The 17,060-nt window shown below is 50.6% G+C and carries 10 protein-coding genes and 1 pseudogene; 4 read left to right on the top strand and 7 right to left on the bottom strand.

All coding sequences use genetic code 11. The annotated features are described in order from the left end of the window. Nucleotides 1-321: 321 nt before the first annotated feature. The 3 genes from R0134_RS11805 to R0134_RS11815 form a co-directional block, all read right to left on the bottom strand. Nucleotides 322-561, bottom strand: a complete 240-nt coding sequence (locus tag R0134_RS11805) for a GlsB/YeaQ/YmgE family stress response membrane protein (protein ID WP_319782131.1) — start codon at nt 559-561, stop codon at nt 322-324. 258 nt (nt 562-819) lie between these two features. Next, the gene (locus tag R0134_RS11810) at nt 820-3,876 is read right to left on the bottom strand and encodes an FAD-binding and (Fe-S)-binding domain-containing protein (protein WP_319782132.1); all 3,057 of its coding nucleotides are present in this window, start codon (nt 3,874-3,876) and stop codon (nt 820-822) included. A 141-nt stretch (nt 3,877-4,017) separates the two neighbouring features. After that, nucleotides 4,018-4,974 carry a helix-turn-helix transcriptional regulator gene (locus R0134_RS11815; protein ID WP_319782134.1) on the bottom strand — a complete coding sequence of 319 codons (957 nt, stop codon included), beginning with the start codon at nt 4,972-4,974 and terminating at the stop codon, nt 4,018-4,020. A 354-nt stretch (nt 4,975-5,328) separates the two neighbouring features. On the opposite strand from R0134_RS11815, the gene tyrS reads away from it, so the two are divergent. Then, nucleotides 5,329-6,654 carry a tyrosine--tRNA ligase gene (tyrS, locus tag R0134_RS11820; RefSeq protein WP_319782135.1) on the top strand — a complete coding sequence of 442 codons (1,326 nt, stop codon included), beginning with the start codon at nt 5,329-5,331 and terminating at the stop codon, nt 6,652-6,654. Between the two features lie 349 nt (nt 6,655-7,003). Here tyrS and rluF read toward each other — a convergent pair whose 3' ends face one another. The 3 genes and pseudogenes from rluF to R0134_RS11835 all read right to left on the bottom strand — a co-directional run. Beyond that, a complete protein-coding gene (rluF, locus tag R0134_RS11825) occupies nt 7,004-8,095 on the bottom strand; it encodes a 23S rRNA pseudouridine(2604) synthase RluF (RefSeq protein WP_319782137.1) in 1,092 nt (363 codons plus the stop codon). A gap of 70 nt (nt 8,096-8,165) precedes the next feature. Next, on the bottom strand, nt 8,166-8,666 hold the full coding sequence (locus tag R0134_RS11830; RefSeq protein WP_319782138.1) for an isoprenylcysteine carboxylmethyltransferase family protein: 501 nt from the start codon (nt 8,664-8,666) through the stop codon (nt 8,166-8,168). Nucleotides 8,667-9,118: 452 nt separating this feature from the next. Next, nucleotides 9,119-10,891 (bottom strand): annotated as a pseudogene (locus R0134_RS11835) (SulP family inorganic anion transporter); the annotation flags it as partial. 335 nt (nt 10,892-11,226) lie between these two features. On the opposite strand from R0134_RS11835, the gene R0134_RS11840 reads away from it, so the two are divergent. Beyond that, nucleotides 11,227-12,075: a response regulator gene (locus R0134_RS11840; protein ID WP_319782139.1), complete on the top strand. Its 849-nt coding sequence runs from the start codon at nt 11,227-11,229 to the stop codon at nt 12,073-12,075. Nucleotides 12,076-12,437: 362 nt separating this feature from the next. Continuing rightward, nucleotides 12,438-13,397 carry a sensor domain-containing diguanylate cyclase gene (locus R0134_RS11845; RefSeq protein WP_319782141.1) on the top strand — a complete coding sequence of 320 codons (960 nt, stop codon included), beginning with the start codon at nt 12,438-12,440 and terminating at the stop codon, nt 13,395-13,397. Between the two features lie 146 nt (nt 13,398-13,543). Here the strand turns inward: R0134_RS11845 and fabV are convergent, their stop codons facing one another. After that, nucleotides 13,544-14,743: an enoyl-ACP reductase FabV gene (fabV, locus tag R0134_RS11850; protein WP_319782143.1), complete on the bottom strand. Its 1,200-nt coding sequence runs from the start codon at nt 14,741-14,743 to the stop codon at nt 13,544-13,546. Between the two features lie 430 nt (nt 14,744-15,173). Between fabV and R0134_RS11855 the strand changes: the two genes are divergently transcribed. Next, the gene (locus R0134_RS11855; RefSeq protein WP_319782145.1) at nt 15,174-16,928 is read left to right on the top strand and encodes a DEAD/DEAH box helicase; all 1,755 of its coding nucleotides are present in this window, start codon (nt 15,174-15,176) and stop codon (nt 16,926-16,928) included. Nucleotides 16,929-17,060 lie beyond the last annotated feature (132 nt).

The following is a 17,060-nucleotide window of genomic DNA, read 5'->3' on the forward strand; positions in this document are numbered from 1 at the left end:
TGGCAGCTACATAAACCCAGGGTCTTAACGAACTCAACTCATGCGCATTAAATCACAGTGTTGAATCGCCATGTAGCATGCCGAATAGGCGGGTTATTACGATATAAAGCACTGTGTTTCTTGCTTCAACTATCGTGACCCACATCACAAAAGGTCATGCCCAACTGGGCTGAGGGCGCATTCTCTGTTAATTGACAGTGAATGTCCAGCGTTATTTAAAAAACGTGAGGGGTGAAGCGTAAATAGTGAGGTGTGTAGAACGAAGGGCGTGAGGAGAAAAACCCGAGACAAACTCCAGCCTCTCCCCTCACATCGTCAGTATCATTTTTTAATCTTGCGGGCGATATAGAGCAGCAATGCTGCACCTATGGTCGATATCACCAGTGAACCCACTATACCCGTGGACGTGAGTCCGAGCAGGCGAAACATAATGGCACCGAAAAAACCGCCCACGACACCCAGCAGAATATTACCCACTACGCCAAAACCGCGGCCTTTCATCATTTGCCCAGCGATCCAACCAGCCAGTCCGCCAATAATTAAATTTAAAATAATTCCCATGTTGTTTCCTTAATTGATTTAGCAGCGCTAGGCGCCCTGCACCCAGCGCCTAGTTGAATGAAAAACATCGTCTTTTATTGACCTTCGCACTATGCCGTCATACTGGGCTTGCCCCAGTATCTCGCTGTTAGTTTTAGAACCTAAATAGAGATCCTGACTTTCGTCAGGATGACGGCAAAAATAAAAACCACGCACTTTGTTAAGCTTGGCGCCGAGCGCTTGGCGCTTGGCGCTATAACTTATTTAAGTAGCCTCAACTTATTTCAGCAACCTCAACAATGCCTGCACTGGATGTTGAATGCCCTGCCCTTCAATGCGTTTCACCTGTGAACGACAAGAAAAACCGGTGGCCAAACAGCGATCGTTGGGTCGTTTGCGCAGCGGCTCAGCCCAGCTCATGGTGTATAACTGTTTAGAGCCGTCTAGGTGCTCGCGCTCATGACCATAAGTGCCGGCCATGCCGCAACAGCCTACTGGCACCGCTTCCAGCTCGGCGCCCAAGTGCGCAAATATACCCGCCCAATCTTGGTGCGTGGTGGGTTTGGCAGTTTTCTCGGTGCAGTGGGCAAATAAATACCAAGGCTCGCCAGCTATGTCTCGGGCTGGAAGGGTTGGCAATTGTTGCAACAACCATTCTTGGGGCAATAACACCTCAAAATCGCCACGGGCTGGGCCCAAAATTGTTTTATATTCATCGCGATAGCAAAGCACGAGAGACGGATCCACGCCCACCATAGGAATATCAAGGCGTGCCAGATGATTTAGGAACTGCGCACTGTCGGCGGCCATATGGGCGAAACGACGTAAAAAGCCTTTTACGTGGGCCGGTTTACCGTTGGGCTTAAAGGGCAACACTACCGGCTTAAAGCCCAGACGGCGGGCTAACTGCACCAAGTCAAACACCACGTTAGCATCATAAAATGAGGTGAACGGGTCTTGGACGATTAATACCGTCTTGGCTTTTTGCTCAGGGCTTAAGCGCTCCAGCTCGTTTAAGTCAAAAGGCGTGTTAGCGCCGTCCGCCAATAACTTGGTCAGGCTCGGCTGGCTCACCAAGGGCATGTCCACCATGCCTAACAGTGAGCTGACACCGGCTTTCACCAGCTTATTGTTCATCAGCGGGTTAATTAAGCCCGGCACTTTAGCCATCCACGGCGTGTATGACTCCACCATTGATACTAAATAATCCTTTGGCGGGCGCTGATAACGCTGATGATACAGCTGTAAGAAACGGGCACGGAAAGTCGGCACATCCACTTTGACTGGGCACTGGCTGGAGCAGGCTTTACAAGCCAAGCAACCGTCCATGGCTTCTTTTACTTCATGAGAAAAGTCGTATTCGCCGCGCTGCTTTTGCCACGTAAACTTAACGCGCTCTACTAAGCCTTTGACGCTGGTGCGCCCAGTCATAATGGCCGCTTCTTCCGCCATGGGATCGAAGCCCTGAGCCGAAAGTTGGCGTAGCCATTCACGCACTAATCCGGCGCGACCTTTGGGGGAGTGACGGCGATCTGAGGTGAGCTTCATCGACGGACACATGGGTGAGTTCACATCAAAGTCGAAGCACAAGCCATTGCCGTTACAATCCATGGCGGGGGTGTAGCTGTCACGCACATGAATGGGGATTTGGCGATCATAAAAGCCTCGCTTGGTGGCATCCACCGACACTAATTGGTCTAGGCTGTCGAGCGGCGTACAAATCTTGCCCGGGTTTAAGCGGTTGAAAGGGTCAAATGCCGACTTAATACGGCGCAACTCGGTAAACAACACTTCACCAAAAAAGGTCGGGCTGTATTCAGAACGAAAGCCTTTGCCATGCTCGCCCCACATTAGGCCGCCGTATTTGGCGGTTAAAGCGTTCACTTTGTCGGATATTTTACGCAGCGTGACTTCTTGTGCGGGATCCGTCATATCGAGCGCTGGCCGTACGTGCAGCACACCCGCATCCACGTGGCCGAACATGCCGTATTGCAGCTGGTTCGCATCCAGCAGTGCGCGAAATTCGACGATATAATCCGCCAAGTTTTCTGGTGGTACAGCCGTGTCTTCCACGAAGGCGATCGGCTTTTGCCGGCCTTTGGTATTACCCAACAGGCCCACGGCTTTTTTGCGCATGGCATAAATTCGATTGAGTGATGCCAAGTCATCACAGACTTGATAGCCGATAATGCCGGCTTCACCGCGCGCCATCAGACCATCAAGCTGGGCACAGAGTGCATCGACCTTTTCACGCTGCGCGTCTGGGTCGTGATCGGCATATTCGACCATATTCAGGCCGTCCATCACCTTGCCGGGCACGTCTTGAATCAAGTCGCTTACCGAGTGCCAAATGATGTCTTCGCGCGCTAGCCCCAGCACTTTAGAGTCGACGGTTTCCACAGAAAGCGCCTTGGCTTCCACCATCAAGGGCGCATTACGCAGTGCCGACAAGAAGCTGTCGTATTTGACGTTGACCAAGGTGCGATAAGGAGGAATAGGCGTGAGATCCAGCCAAGCTTCGGCGATAAAGGCCAGTGAGCCCTCACTGCCACATAAGATGCGGGTCAAATCTAGGGTATGGCTGGCCTTATGGTACACATGCTTTAAGTCATAACCGGTTAAGAAGCGGTTAAGTTTAGGAAAACGTTTTTCAATCTCGCCCGCATGCTCGGTTACGCTGGTATACACACAGCGATACAGCTCACCTTCGCGGCTGTCTTCTTCAAGCTTAGCGTCTAATGCCGCCCCGCTCACCGGGCCGGTTTCGATAATGCTGCCGTCCACTAAGACTGCGGTAACGCCCAGTATATGATCGGAGGTTTTACCGTACACCAAAGAGCCTTGGCCCGAGGCATCGGTATTGATCATGCCGCCTAAGGTGGCGCGATTACTGGTGGAGAGATCCGGCGAGAAGAATAAATCATGACCCGCGACCAGCTGATTGAGCTTGTCTTTCACCATGCCGGTTTGCACTCGCGCCCGTTTGCCAGGCACATCCATGGTGAGCAGCTGATTAAGGTGGCGCGAGCTGTCCACCACTATGGTCTCGGTTAATGACTGGCCGTTAGTGCCGGTGCCGCCACCCCGGGGGGTAAACTTAATGTCTTGAAACGCCGCTTTAGTGCCCAAGCTAAGCAATAGGCTTAAGTCTTGAACTGAGCGCGGAAACACCACCGCCTGCGGTAGCATTTGATAGACGCTGTTGTCGGTGGCCACCGCTAGCCGGCTAGCGTAGCTGCGTTCAATGTCACCGCGAAAGCCGCTTTCGGCTAAGGCATCAAGAAATTCAAAATAGGTGGGAGTTATCTGCGCTTGCAGATCTATCCTTGGGATCATAACGGCCAGTTCCCTGTGATTGGTACTTATTGTAGGTAATAAGTATTGGTATAAGTGCGCCCAGAGTGGAGGCAAGTATACAGAAGAATAGCGCCCAGCGCCTAGCACCAAGCACCGAGCTAAAAAACGAACCCGCACTTTTTACAGGTTGGATGTTGAGCTGGGCGCCGGGCGCTTGGTGCTCGGCGCTGAGTCATACGTAATTAAATGATTCATAAAGCGGGCGAATAGCGCGGCTTGGCTATCTATGGCTAGCTTGGCGTACAGATGCTTGCGATGATTTTTCACCGTGCCCTCGCCGATATCTAATTGTTGTGCGATGGCGGCGTTATCTTGGCCCTGTACCAATAACATCGCCACCTGTTGCTCCCGGGGTGTTAAGCGTGATTGACCAAAGCTGATTAAGGCTTGCTCGACGCGTACCCGCATCGATGCCGTGGTATTAGAAACCATTGCAGTAGAAACCATTGTAGTAGAAACCACTGTATTAGAATCTGTGGTATTAAGGCGGGCTAATGTCGACGGCACAGTCACATCAACAATCGACCTTTGCGCCGGGCTTTGAGCCAAGGTTTCTGCGCCCTTGGGCCAGTGCTGACGACACAAGGCACTGAGAATAGGCAGGAGCTGGCGTAGCTCCTGCTGTTCAGCGCCGCTAAAAGGAGTGGCGGTTAAGCGGCCTAAAAACAGCGTTAGCCATTGCTGTTCGTTGAGTGCCAATACGATACCGAGCTCTTGCTGCCAACCCGTTGCCTGATAAAAATCAGCCATATAATCGGGGTCATTCACGCCCTGTTGCTGCATAACGGCACTCAGCGAATAGACACCGTCGTTCAAGCCATGGCGCAGTGCGCGATAGAAAGGGTCTTGGGCATAAATGCCATTTAAATACTCACTAAATAGCAGCTCCCGCTTGTCGGCCAAATTATCATACAAATACACCGCCGAGCCCGCTGCTTGATAGCTCAATATCAAGCAGCAATCGCTATCGACATAAGAGTTCACCAGCTTAGCCAAGCGCCGGGCAAAGGCAACCGTGCCTATAGCCTCGATAGCCTCAGCCAACGCCTGCTGCTTATTTTCATTGCTTATCGACATAAGAGACCTTAAGTAATAGCGCCCAGCTAAACATCAAACCTGAGCCATCTTTGCAACGAAAGCCGCGAAACCCACTAAAAGATCAACATAACATCAAATATATTTGGGTAAGACCTACTAATAAGCACTGGGTTGGCTCTTCCCCATAAAATCTCTTTTAGATTTGCTCCCTATTTTTTCGCGGCTTTAGTGGGTTTCGTTGCGAAGATGCCTTTGGCTCTTGAGCTTCATTCATCACTAACAATTCAACACTTATTTTCTTGCTCGCATTATACCGAAAACTATCCCTAAAGGGACATAGGCAGACAGGGGTGACTTAAGTGAGCATAAGACTTTAAATTATTCGAAGAGTTGATGATGACAGACTTCACTACGCCTAACTTAACCACGCCCAACCCCTTATTAACGGAGCTGACCGAGCGCGGCTTGATAGCGCAACTCTCTAACGCTGACGCACTGCATCAACATCTTAATCAAGCATCCCGAGTCTTGTATTGTGGCTTTGACCCTACAGCGGGCAGTTTGCATATCGGCCACTTAGTGCCGCTGCTTATGTTGCGCCGCTTTAAAGAAGCGGGCCATAAAGTGATAGCGCTGGTGGGCGGTGCCACCGGCATGATAGGCGACCCCAGTTTTAAGGCCAGTGAGCGCAGCCTTAACGACACGGCTCAAGTACAAAACTGGGTAAGTGAGCTGCAGAACCAAATTGCGCCCTTGCTGGGGGTAAACACAGAGAGTATTAATACAGCTTTCGGCGAACAGGATGCAGTTCAGCTGCTCGATAATGCGGACTGGATGAATAAGCTCGACTTATTTAGCTTCTTGCGCGATATCGGTAAGCACTTTTCGGTGAACGCCATGATCGCCAAAGATTCAGTAAAGCAGCGCTTAGCGCGGCCCGACCAAGGCTTATCTTTTACTGAATTTGCTTACTCTTTATTGCAGTCTTACGACTTTTCCGAGCTCAACCGCAGCCAAAACTGCACGCTGCAAATTGGCGGTAACGATCAATGGGGCAATATTACCAGCGGCATCGATCTTACGCGCCGGCTTAATCAACAGCAGGTATTTGGCCTAACGCTGCCCTTGATCACTAAAAGCGACGGCACCAAGTTTGGTAAAACCGAAACTGGCACTGTTTGGCTAGATGCGACCAAAACCTCACCTTATGCGTTTTATCAGTTTTGGCTCAATACCGCCGATGCCGACGTATATCAATTTTTACGCTTTTACAGTTTGCGCACGGTGGCCGAAATTATCGCCATTGAAGCAGCGGACATACAGGCGACAGGCAAACCCCAAGCCCAGCGCCTGTTAGCAGAAGAGCTCACTGCTTTAGTGCATGGCGAGGCGGCATTAGCGGCCGCTCAGCGTATTAGTGAGGCACTCTTCACCGGAAAGTTTAATGCGTTAACGCTGAGCGAATTGGCCCAGCTTGAGCAAGACGGCATGCCATTAACCACCATCAAAGAAGTTCAGCGTCCGCTACTTAGTCAGCTGCTGGTAGACAGCACACTGGCCAGCTCATTACGTCACGCCCGTGAGTTGATTGCGAACAACGCCATTACGGTGAATGGCAACTTGATTACTGCGGATACGGAACAGCTAGCGCCACTCCAACAGCAGTATTTGATCCTGCGCCGCGGTAAGAAGCACTTTCATTTGCTTAAGTTTGAATAGAGTTAAGGGCTGCACAAGCGTAGAGCTAGCCCGAAATACTGCCGCTTATTGGCTCTAGATCCTTAGCCGTCTCACCGGTACCGGGTCGTGGCATGACGGCCCCGGTATCTCGCTTGTGTGTTTAATACCTAAAAATAAAACCGAGATCCTGATGGTCATCAGGAAGACGGCCTAAAGATAAACACCGTCTCGGCGCTTTCTCTCCCCTTCTCCCTTTACCCTTCACTCCTTACAGCCTTAAACCGTTCCGCCTTCGGCGAAATGCGAGAGCAAGCGTTCGCCTACAAAACCAGACGACACCGGCCATTTATCGTTCCCTTTACTCTTTACCTCTCGCCCTTCACGCTCTTTAACGCTTGCCGCGATTGCTCTGTGGTAATGAACCTTTGCTGGAAGCGCGGCCTTTACCCGTAGCCTGAGTACGCGAGCCGCCATTTTTTGCACCGGTTTTGGCATCAGGTTTAGCGCCAGCATTCGCTGAACGTGGCTTTCTGGCCCCTTTCGGCTTGGCATCTTCATTAGCCGCCCCGTGGCTGGCACTGGCTGAGCGCGCGCGCGTTCTGCGGTTAGCCGCAGGCGCTTGTTCAGTGGTTATATCTTTAATGCGCGGGCCACTGCGGGCCGCCTTGGGTTGTTCAAGCTGTGAAGCTTCTTCGGTACTGCTTGAGTCACCAATCATGGCGTTGATCAGCGCCAACTCCGACTCTGTCACATAGCGCCACTGGCCAGGTTTAAGCTCACCGAGTTCGATATTCATGATCCGCACTCGCTTGAGGCTGGTCACGCTAAAATCGAGGTAATCGGCCATACGGCGAATTTGACGATTTAAGCCCTGAGTCAAAATAATATTAATGGTGTTATGGCCAATCTTTCGCACTTTACACGGCTTAGTGATGGTATCGAGTATTGGCACACCTGCGCCCATGTACGTCACAAAATCATTGGTAATGGGCTTATCCATGGACACTATGTATTCTTTTTCATGGGCATTGCCGGCGCGCAAGATCTTATTCACGATGTCGCCATCATTGGTGAGCAAAATTAAGCCACTAGAAGGCTTGTCGAGTCGACCAATGGGGAAGATGCGCGATTTTTTATAGTTGACCGCATCCACGATATTTTCTGGGATCTCGGGATCCGTGGTGCACGTAATGCCTATCGGCTTGTTATACACCAAGTACACAGGCGCCGGTTTGGCACGCAGCGGCTTATTGTTTACCCGCACATCATCGGCAAGGCTGACCTTAACACCCATGCCCGCCACCACGCCGTTTACCTTAACTCGCCCTTGATCAATCAATCGATCCGCTTCTCGACGCGAACAAATACCCGTTTCACTGATAAATTTATTAAGGCGAGTCAGATTGTCTTGAGCCTGCTCTGAGTTTTGGCCTGAAGGCTGCCCTGAGGCTGATCCAGAGGTATAAGGCGCGTCACTCATGGGGTTATGTCTCCCGAAAATAAAAAGGCCAAGTGTAAAGGGGGGAGCGGCGAGTCACAAGCGCTAGCACTTATAACCAGCGGCGTACCCGCTGGCAATATTGCTGGTAGGCAAGGCCAAACTTTGTCTGCAGCGCCTGCTCTTCGGCGGCAATTTGCACCTTGCTCATATACAGTACAAACAAGGCCAGCCACAGCACATTAATGGCGCTACCTAGCCACAACGCCCATGCCAGCAACAACATAAGGTCGCCCACATAAATGGGGTTACGGCTGTAGCTAAATATCCCTTGAGTGACCAAGGCGGTGGTGCGTTCTGGCGCAAAGGGCAAAAGAGTGGTGTGAGCGCGGCGCAATGTGAGTACCGAGACCAACATCAGTAATAAACCTGCTATCCCCACTGCTATAGTCATTAAAAACAACCACGGCTGCCCTGCTATGCCACTACCCGCCAGCTCAATCTCACTTACCCCACCGCCCGCAAGCTTGGTACTTGTTAACCACATCATTAAGGCGGCGAGTCCGGTGATAACCGGCGGTGGCAGCCATAATAAACGTTGTCGCCAGCTCATTTTTTAGCTCCTAAATCAAAGCGAGAGGCAGTGCGGGTGGCATCATTCATGTGCGCTTCAAGTTGAATAATGCTCTCGCCGGCTTTGGGCTCCAACAAAGGGAACTTAAGCTCAGCTTGCGCCGCGCCCGAGGTCGCTTGGGTAACGCCGGTTTCTAAATGAACGTTTAAGGCCGCTTGGGATCGCTCTTGCGCATATTGCTTACGCTCTTTCGATCCCAGCTTAAGATCTAATAAGGGCGTGCCGTCCGGCTGAAGCTGCATACTTTTTTCCAATAAGCTGTGCTGCAGCTTGTTGGTCTGCAAAAAGTTGGTCTGCGAAAGGCTTGTTTGCAACTTATTTTTTTGCAAAAAGCTTGGCGGCAAAGATAGCTCTGCAACCGATTCACTTATCTCAGCGGCGGCCTCTCGCTCTGCAAACTGTGATTCTCGCGCACTGGTCGACAATACAGATAATTCAAGTTGGGCAAGCGCTCGCAGGCGCTCATCTTCGGCGATGTCGTTAGCCTCTGATTCTAAGGTAATGGTCTCCGGCTCTTCATCCCAATAGCAGCTGGTCATGCGCAGTGCCTGATACACATCGGGATACACTAAGATGCCCTCTTCACCGACACGGATCCCTGCCTGCTTTAGCCAGAGCGTCATTTGCCCACGCCTCCCTGCCATCACCATGTGAATGCCGCTGCGCTTGAGCTCTTTATGCAGCTCGCCCACCATGGTCATCACGCTGATATCTTGATGGGTAAAACAAGATACCGCATCGATAATCAAGCATTTAGCAGGTTGCTTTTCACTGGCCAGTAACACTAATACGCGGCGTTTAAAATAGGCGGCATTAAAGTAGGTGAGCGGCGAGTTAAAACGATAAATTAACACGCCAGTAATGGCTTTTACTTCTTCGTTATGGCCGAGGGTATGCACCACCCCTTCGTCATTCATGCCCATTAATTGCTCTGTGGGGCGCATGACGTTGCGTAAAAACTGAAACAAGCCCAGTAACACCGCCAAGGCAATGCCCGGAATAACACCGACCAACAACACGCTGAAAAAAGTGACCCAAGCCAGCCAAAAGGCCGAGCTATCCGAATGACGCAGTGCCCAAATGCTGCGAAAATCCGTCATCGACAATGATGCTAAAATCAGTATCACGCCCAGTGCTGCGGTAGGTATGTATTGCAAGGGTGAGTACAAATAAAAGGCCACCACTGCGGTGGCAAGGGCTGCCACTAACGACACCATCTGGGTTTTACCGCCATTGGCGTCATTCACCGCGGTGCGCGATCCCGCACCACTCACCGCAAAGCCTTGGGAGACGGCAGAGGCAATATTGGCGATGCCAAGGGCGCGAAACTCCGCATCTGCGTCTATGTCATAGCCATTGCGCGCGGCAAAACTGCGCGCGGTAAGCATTAAAGACACAAAACTTATCATGGCCAAGTTGAGCGCCGGCAATACCAGCTCGCGGATAAGCCCTGGCGGAAACTCAGGAATTTGAAAATCCGGGAAGCGGCCATTTAAGGTGCCTATCACTGCCACGTCTTGCACCAAGGGGCCTAAGGCCCACAGCACAGTCGCCGTCACTGCCAGCGCCAGCAAAGAGGTAGGCCACAGGGGGTTAAGTCGCTTACCCACCAGCATCACCAGCAAGGTCAGCAAACTGAAACCTAGCGTAATCAGATGCACTTCTGATACATAATTGGGCGCCGCTAATACCCGCTCTACCAGACCTTGTTCGTGATAGGTAAAGCCAAATACGCTAGACAGCTGGCCCACTATGATAGTGATGGCCACGCCGTTCAATAAGCCCATTAAGATGGGGCTGGATAAAAAGTCCGCCAGCACGCCCAGCCTTAGTCGGCTGGCAATGAGGCACCACACGCCGGTCATGGCGGTCATGGTCATCACCAATTGCCAGTGTCGAGTAGGGTCGCCCAGCGCCAGTGGCGTAACCACGGCAGCTATGACCGCACAGGTGGCCGCATCGGGCCCGACGATTAACTGGCGTGAGGAGCCAAATATAGCGTAGACAATCATGGGTAATATACTGGAATACAAGCCCGCCTCGGCACCCACGCCAGTGAGCTCCGCATAGGCAATGGCCACGGGCAAGCCTACGGCGGCCACCGACACCCCGGCCCGTACATCCGACATCAACCAGGCTCTTTGGTAACCTAGCAGAGTCATTAAACCTGGCATCCATCGCCCCAGAGAAAAGCGTTTATTCATTTTTTCAGCCAATTGTAGTGAGACTACTTAAAGTGAACTCACTGTGGTTTATGAAGGCTAAGCGCATCCTTGCCTCGTACAAAAAGCCAAGGATTATCACCTTTAGCTTAATCTGTATTTTAAGCGACTAATTAAACCCTAGGATAGGCTTTAGTCACAGATATTATATCGACGTTTAACGAAGGGCTTAACGCTAAGTTTACGCGCCCTTTATTCTGAAAAGGGTTTCGTTTGTTTCCTGTCAACTGAACACTAACTGTGATTGAATACTCTGTATGCGCTAAACAGATCTTGTAACCGCTTATCACTCGCAAACAATCAGGTATTACCGTGGCATGAAGACCCATATTTTAATTTGTGACGACTCTTTGGTAGCCCGCAAGAAAATGGCCAGTGCCCTGCCCGCAGATTGGCCAGTACAGCTGCACTTTGCCGAAGATGGCAAACAGGCATTGGCTTTCTTACAGCATTACGGCGCCGATGTGTTGTTTCTTGACTTAAACATGCCGGAGCTCGACGGCTATGGCGTGCTCAATGAAATTAAAAAACAGGCCTTACCCGTTATTACCGTGGTTGTTTCCGGTGATATTCAGCCAGAAGCTCAGCACAAGGTACGCGCGCTCGGCGCCATCGGCTTTATTAATAAGCCCATCGTTGAGTGTGAATTAACACAGCTCTTAACTGAATACGGCCTATACCGCCCTCATACCGCAGCGCCTGTTTCCCACAGCCTTCCCGCACCCGCTAACCAAGAGTTAAGCGACACCGTCACCTTGTTTGAGTATCTGCAAGAGATGGCCAACATTGCAATGGGGCAGGCTTCGAACTTACTGGCTCAACTGCTGCAGGTCTTTATTCATCAGCCTATTCCTAAAGTGGCTTTTATTGCCCGTAGTGAGCTCAATATGGCGATTTCTGCCATTGAAGGCAATACAGACTATGCTGCCGTGTGTCAGGGGTTTGTGGGTGCGGGTGTGTCCGGTGAAGCCTTACTGTTATTTACCGACACCAACAGCGAGCAAATGGCCAAATTGCTACACTATGAAGATGAGACTTGCTCTGCCCCCGAGATAGAAGTGTTACTCGACATGTCGAACATTCTGTTCAGCGCTTTTATTAAAGGCTTAGGCGAGCAATTAGATATTTCCTTTGGTTTAGGTCAGCCTCATCTATTGGCAGGGTGAGATCTCACACATTTTGCAAGGTTTAATTGTATGGTTTTCATACGAATATAGAAGCTAATGATCCTTCTTTAATCATGGGTTAGTATGCTGGTCGGGTGAATATCACCCAAAATATTATATTTGGTTGAAATATGAACAAAGTTAAATCCCGCCCTGCATCTATTGGGCCGTCATCTGCATATTGAAGGCTTGCTTGCGCATCATAGGCAACAGACCGAACAGTTGTTATGCATCGAAATTCCCTATGAGCTTGAACAACAAAACATTAATTGTAATCTGTTGGTTTTGCTGACAGAAGATTCAGTCACGCGCCTAGAGCAACGATTGTCTTATTTACTGGAATAAGTCTGATGGAGTAAGTCATGCCCCTCGCAAGACAGGATGCCCACGCCTTTCATTTTCTGGTCGACATGCTCGAGTCAGTGGAAATTGGCCTAGTAGTATTAGATTTAGAATTTAAAGTGCAGCTGTGGAATGGCTTTATGGAAAATCACAGCGGGCTTACGTCAACGGCGGTGCGGGAGCAGAATATTTTCTTTCTGTTTCCTGAATTACCCGCAGCCTGGCTAAAACGAAAAATTGATACCGTAGTAATGCTTAATACCCGCGCCTTTACGTCTTGGGAGTTGCGCCCTTATCTATTTCGTTTTGGCAGTAGCCGCCCCATTACCGGCACCTTACCTTACATGTATCAAAACGTGACCATTAGCCCGCTAGCTGAGCCAGATGGCACCATAAAACGCGTTTGTTTGATGGTGTACGATGTCACAGATGTGGCCTGTAGCCGCATCGAGCTAGAACAAGCGAACGCTCAGCTCAATTGTTTAAGTAAAACCGATAACCTAACCAAGCTGCTTAATCGCGGCGCCTGGGAAAGCCATCTCAATAGCGAGTTTGAGCGCTTTCGGCGCTACGGTCATGATTGCACACTGATCATGCTCGATATCGACAACTTTAAACGCGTCAACGATCAATATGGCCATCAGGCTGGCGATGATGTTATTCGCCACCTCGCCGAGACCATGCGCACTTGCCTGCGCAGTACGGATCATTTAGGTCGTTACGGCGGCGAAGAATTTGCCATTATTTTGCCGGAAACCAGCCTTGAAGGCGCCTGTGTAATTGCCGAGCGATTGCGCCAAACCATCGCCCAAGCCGAGGTCCGCAGTCACAATGCGAATTTGAGTTATACCGTCAGCTTAGGACTAGCGACCTTGCATAAGCAAACGGCCAGCAGCCAACAATGGTTACGCCAAGCGGACGAGGCCTTATATGCGGCCAAGCATGCGGGTAAAAACCAAATGCTGTGTGCGGGCTTGTGAGGCGTGAGGCGTGAGGCGTGAGGCGTGAGGAAAAAGAATAACGCTACTTTCCAAAGCGCCCAGAGAATAAAAACAAACACAGATCAAAAAGCCCCGTCGCATTCACGACTGGGCTTTTGTTTTGTGCTTAACCGTTAGTTAACGGTTTACGCCAGTTCAATCACTTCAAAGCTGACTTGTGGATCTACGTCTGCTTCATAATCAACGCCGGTCAGGCCAAAACCGAACAAACGCAAAAATTCATCTTTGTAACCCTGATAATCGGTTAACTGATAAATATTGTCGTCTTTAACTTGAGACCAAATTTCACGACAAGCATCTTGTACCACATCACGCAATTCCCAGTCATCCAAACGCAGACGATTTTCTTCATCCAGCGGAGCCGGCTGCTCACCATACAATTGGGTGGTGAACAAGCGCTGAATTTGCTCGATACAGCCTTCGTGAATGCCTTGCTCTTTCATCACCTTAAAGGCCATGGAAATATACAAAGGCATCACCGGAATGGCCGCAGATGCTTGAGTAACAACCGACTTCAGCACGGCTACGTGGGCATTACCGCCATGAGCTTTCAGCTTGGCATCAATGGCGTGCGCGGCGCGATCTAAGTCTTCTTTGGCTTTGCCCAAAGTGCCGTGCCAGTAAATAGGCCAGGTTAAGCTAGTGCCGATGTAGGAATACGCCACCGACTTAGCGCCGTCCGCCAATACGCCTGCATCCGCCAGCGCATTCATCCACAATTCCCAATCTTGACCGCCCATCACTTGAATGGTGTCGGCAATTTCTTGTTCATTAGCTGGCTCAACGAGCGCTTCAATCAACACATCTTTATTGGTGTCGAGCGCGGTAGACTTATACACCTCGCCAATCGGCTTTAACGCAGAGCGTACTACTTCGCCAGTGTCTGGCATTTTGCGCACCGGTGACGCCAGTGAATAGACCACTAGGTCAATTTGACCCAAGTCTAGCTTGATCAACTCTATCACTTGCTCACGGCAGGCATTAGAGAAGGCGTCACCGTTGATGCTCTTCGAATACAAACCTTCGGCCTTGGCGGCTTTATCAAAGGCGGCAGAATTGTACCAACCGGCAGAGGCAGTTTTTTTCTCGGTGGCCGCTTTTTCAAAAAACACGCCGATCGTGGCCGCATCACTGCCAAAAGCAGCATTAATGCGTGAGGCCAAGCCATAGCCCGTAGAAGCGCCAATCACCAGCACCTTTTTAGGGCCATGTTCCAGTTTGCCATTGGCTTTTACGTAAGCAATTTGCTCGGCTACGTTCGCCGCACAACCAACAGGATGGGTAGTAGTACAGATAAAGCCACGAACCTTGGGTTTAATAATCATGAAGTTATGTGCCTCAGTTGCTCTTAGAAAGAGTTCTTAGATAGATGCTAAAGATACCTTATTCTAAAGCAAAGTGAGGTAGGAACCAAAGCGGGAAGACAGACCTTAGGGACTCTCGCAACGGAATCCACAGAACCCACAGAAAAATAGTGATCAAATCTGAAAAAAATTTTATTGATAACTGCCTAACAAAAGGCAGCAGCACGCTCTCTTAAAGCCATTAGGTTTAGTTGTTATCAATCAAATGCTTTGGTCTTTCGATCAGATACTGGCTGTCGTTTTCACCTTCCAGCTCTCAGCTTCTGGCTGACTGCTTGTCTTTCTTCCACCTCACCCTTCACGCTTCACTCCTCACGCCCTTTATTTTTGATTTTCGAGCTTTTTCTGCGCACACTGTTGCTCTGTTCGCTTACCGCTTTAGTGATAACTCATGTTTACCCTGCGCCCTTATCAGCAAGAGGCGGTGGAGCGCACGCTCAACTATTTCCGCCGCCATGATGACCCCGCCGTATTAGTGCTGCCCACGGGTGCGGGTAAGAGCTTGGTGATCGCAGAATTAGCGCACCTCGCCCGAGGGCGCGTCTTGGTATTGGCGCACGTGAAAGAGCTGGTAGAGCAAAACCACGCTAAGTATCAAAGCTATGGCCAAGACGCAGCGATATTCTCGGCGGGCTTGGGTAAAAAAGAGGCCCACACTCAGGTGGTGTTTGGCTCTGTGCAATCAGTGTCGCGCAACTTGGAGGCTTTTAGCCAATTTAGCTTAGTTGTCATCGACGAATGCCACCGAGTATCCGATGACGACGACAGCCAATACTTACAAGTAGTAAATCACCTGCGTGAGTCCAACCCTAAGCTCAAGGTGCTGGGCCTTACGGCGACGCCCTATCGCTTAGGCATGGGCTGGATTTACCAAACCCATTATCATGGCTTTGTACGCAGCCGTAAGCCGCGCTTTTTTAGGCATTGCTTGTTTGAGCTGCCGCTACGCCTGATGATCAAACAAGGTTATCTTTGCCCGCCAGATATCGTCGATGCGCCTGTGGTGCATTATGATTTTTCAAGGCTCTATGAACAGGGCTTATTTACCGAGCAAGCATTAGAACAGGAGCTGGCGCGCCAACCCAGAGTTACGCCGCACATAGTGCAACAAATTCAAGACTATGCGGTTGAACGCGTGGGCGTGATGGTGTTTGCCAGCACGGTGCGCCACGCGGCGGAAGTAGCTGGGCTGTTGCCTGTAGCGCAAACCGCACTCATTACTGGCGATACCCCAGGGCCTGAGCGCGATGAGATTATTCGCCGCTTTAAGGCCCGCGAGCTGAAGTTTTTAGTGAACGTGTCTGTGCTGACTACTGGCTTTGATGCACCGCACGTGGATGTGATTGCCCTTCTGCGCCCCACCCAATCGGTGGCGCTGTATCAGCAAATTATTGGTCGTGGCTTGCGCTTAAGTCCTGGTAAAACCGACTGTTTAGTGCTGGATTATGCGGGTAACAATATGGACATTTTCGCTCCAGATGTGGGCGAGCCCAGACCCAACCCAGATACTACACAGGTGCAAGTGCTGTGCCCGGCTTGTGGCTTTGCCAATATTTTTTGGGGTAAAACTGACGAACAAGGCAATGTGTTGGAGCACTTTGGCCGTCGCTGTCAGGGTTTATTCACTCATGAAGACGAGCCAGATGAATTAGGCGAACCCTGCGGTTATCGCTTTCGCTTTAAATCTTGCCCGCAATGCTTGGCTGAAAATGACATCGCCGCCCGCCAGTGCCACGACTGCGGTTGTGTGTTGGTGGATCCCGACAAGAAGCTAAAAGAAGCGCTGGCGCTCAAAGACGCATTAATCTTGCGCTGTGCTGGCATGAGCTTAATTGAAGGCACCGGAAAATTTGGCCCAGCCCTCAAAGCCACCTATTACGATGAAGACGGCACTGAACTACAGCAATGGTATGCTTTTGACGCTAAGGGCAAGACGGGGCGTTTTTTTCTCGAATTTGTACGTCCCCACTGGCCTGCCCCAAGTTTTGAACCTGAGTTTAATAACTTGGCCGATGTGTTGGCGCTGGCCGAAAAGTTTCGCCACCCAGACTTTGTCATCGCCCGCAAACATAAAAAAGGCTGGCGCGTCAAAGAAACCCTGTTTGATTACCAAGGCCGGTTTCGACTGGCGAATGCTTTATCTTAAGGCGAAAACAACGCCGTACGCTGTAAGCCGTACGCTATATGTAAAAAGAAAACACTCGCCCTCGTAGGCGTAAGGCGTAAGACGTAAGACGTAAGACGTAAGACGTAAGGCGTAAGGCGTAAGGCGTAAGGC

This window comes from Oceanisphaera sp. IT1-181 (assembly GCF_033807535.1).
In the GTDB taxonomy this organism is placed as follows: Bacteria; Pseudomonadota; Gammaproteobacteria; order Enterobacterales; family Aeromonadaceae; genus Oceanimonas.

Coding starts and splice junctions, on each gene's coding strand:
- R0134_RS11840 (WP_319782139.1), top strand. CDS start 11,227: ATGAAGACCCATATTTTAATTTGTGACGACTCTTTGGTAGCCCGCAAG.
- R0134_RS11805 (WP_319782131.1), bottom strand. CDS start 561: ATGGGAATTATTTTAAATTTAATTATTGGCGGACTGGCTGGTTGGATC.
- R0134_RS11815 (WP_319782134.1), bottom strand. CDS start 4,974: ATGTCGATAAGCAATGAAAATAAGCAGCAGGCGTTGGCTGAGGCTATC.
- R0134_RS11845 (WP_319782141.1), top strand. CDS start 12,438: ATGCCCCTCGCAAGACAGGATGCCCACGCCTTTCATTTTCTGGTCGAC.
- R0134_RS11810 (WP_319782132.1), bottom strand. CDS start 3,876: ATGATCCCAAGGATAGATCTGCAAGCGCAGATAACTCCCACCTATTTT.
- R0134_RS11855 (WP_319782145.1), top strand. CDS start 15,174: ATGTTTACCCTGCGCCCTTATCAGCAAGAGGCGGTGGAGCGCACGCTC.
- rluF (WP_319782137.1), bottom strand. CDS start 8,095: ATGAGTGACGCGCCTTATACCTCTGGATCAGCCTCAGGGCAGCCTTCA.
- tyrS (WP_319782135.1), top strand. CDS start 5,329: ATGATGACAGACTTCACTACGCCTAACTTAACCACGCCCAACCCCTTA.
- fabV (WP_319782143.1), bottom strand. CDS start 14,743: ATGATTATTAAACCCAAGGTTCGTGGCTTTATCTGTACTACTACCCAT.
- R0134_RS11830 (WP_319782138.1), bottom strand. CDS start 8,666: ATGAGCTGGCGACAACGTTTATTATGGCTGCCACCGCCGGTTATCACC.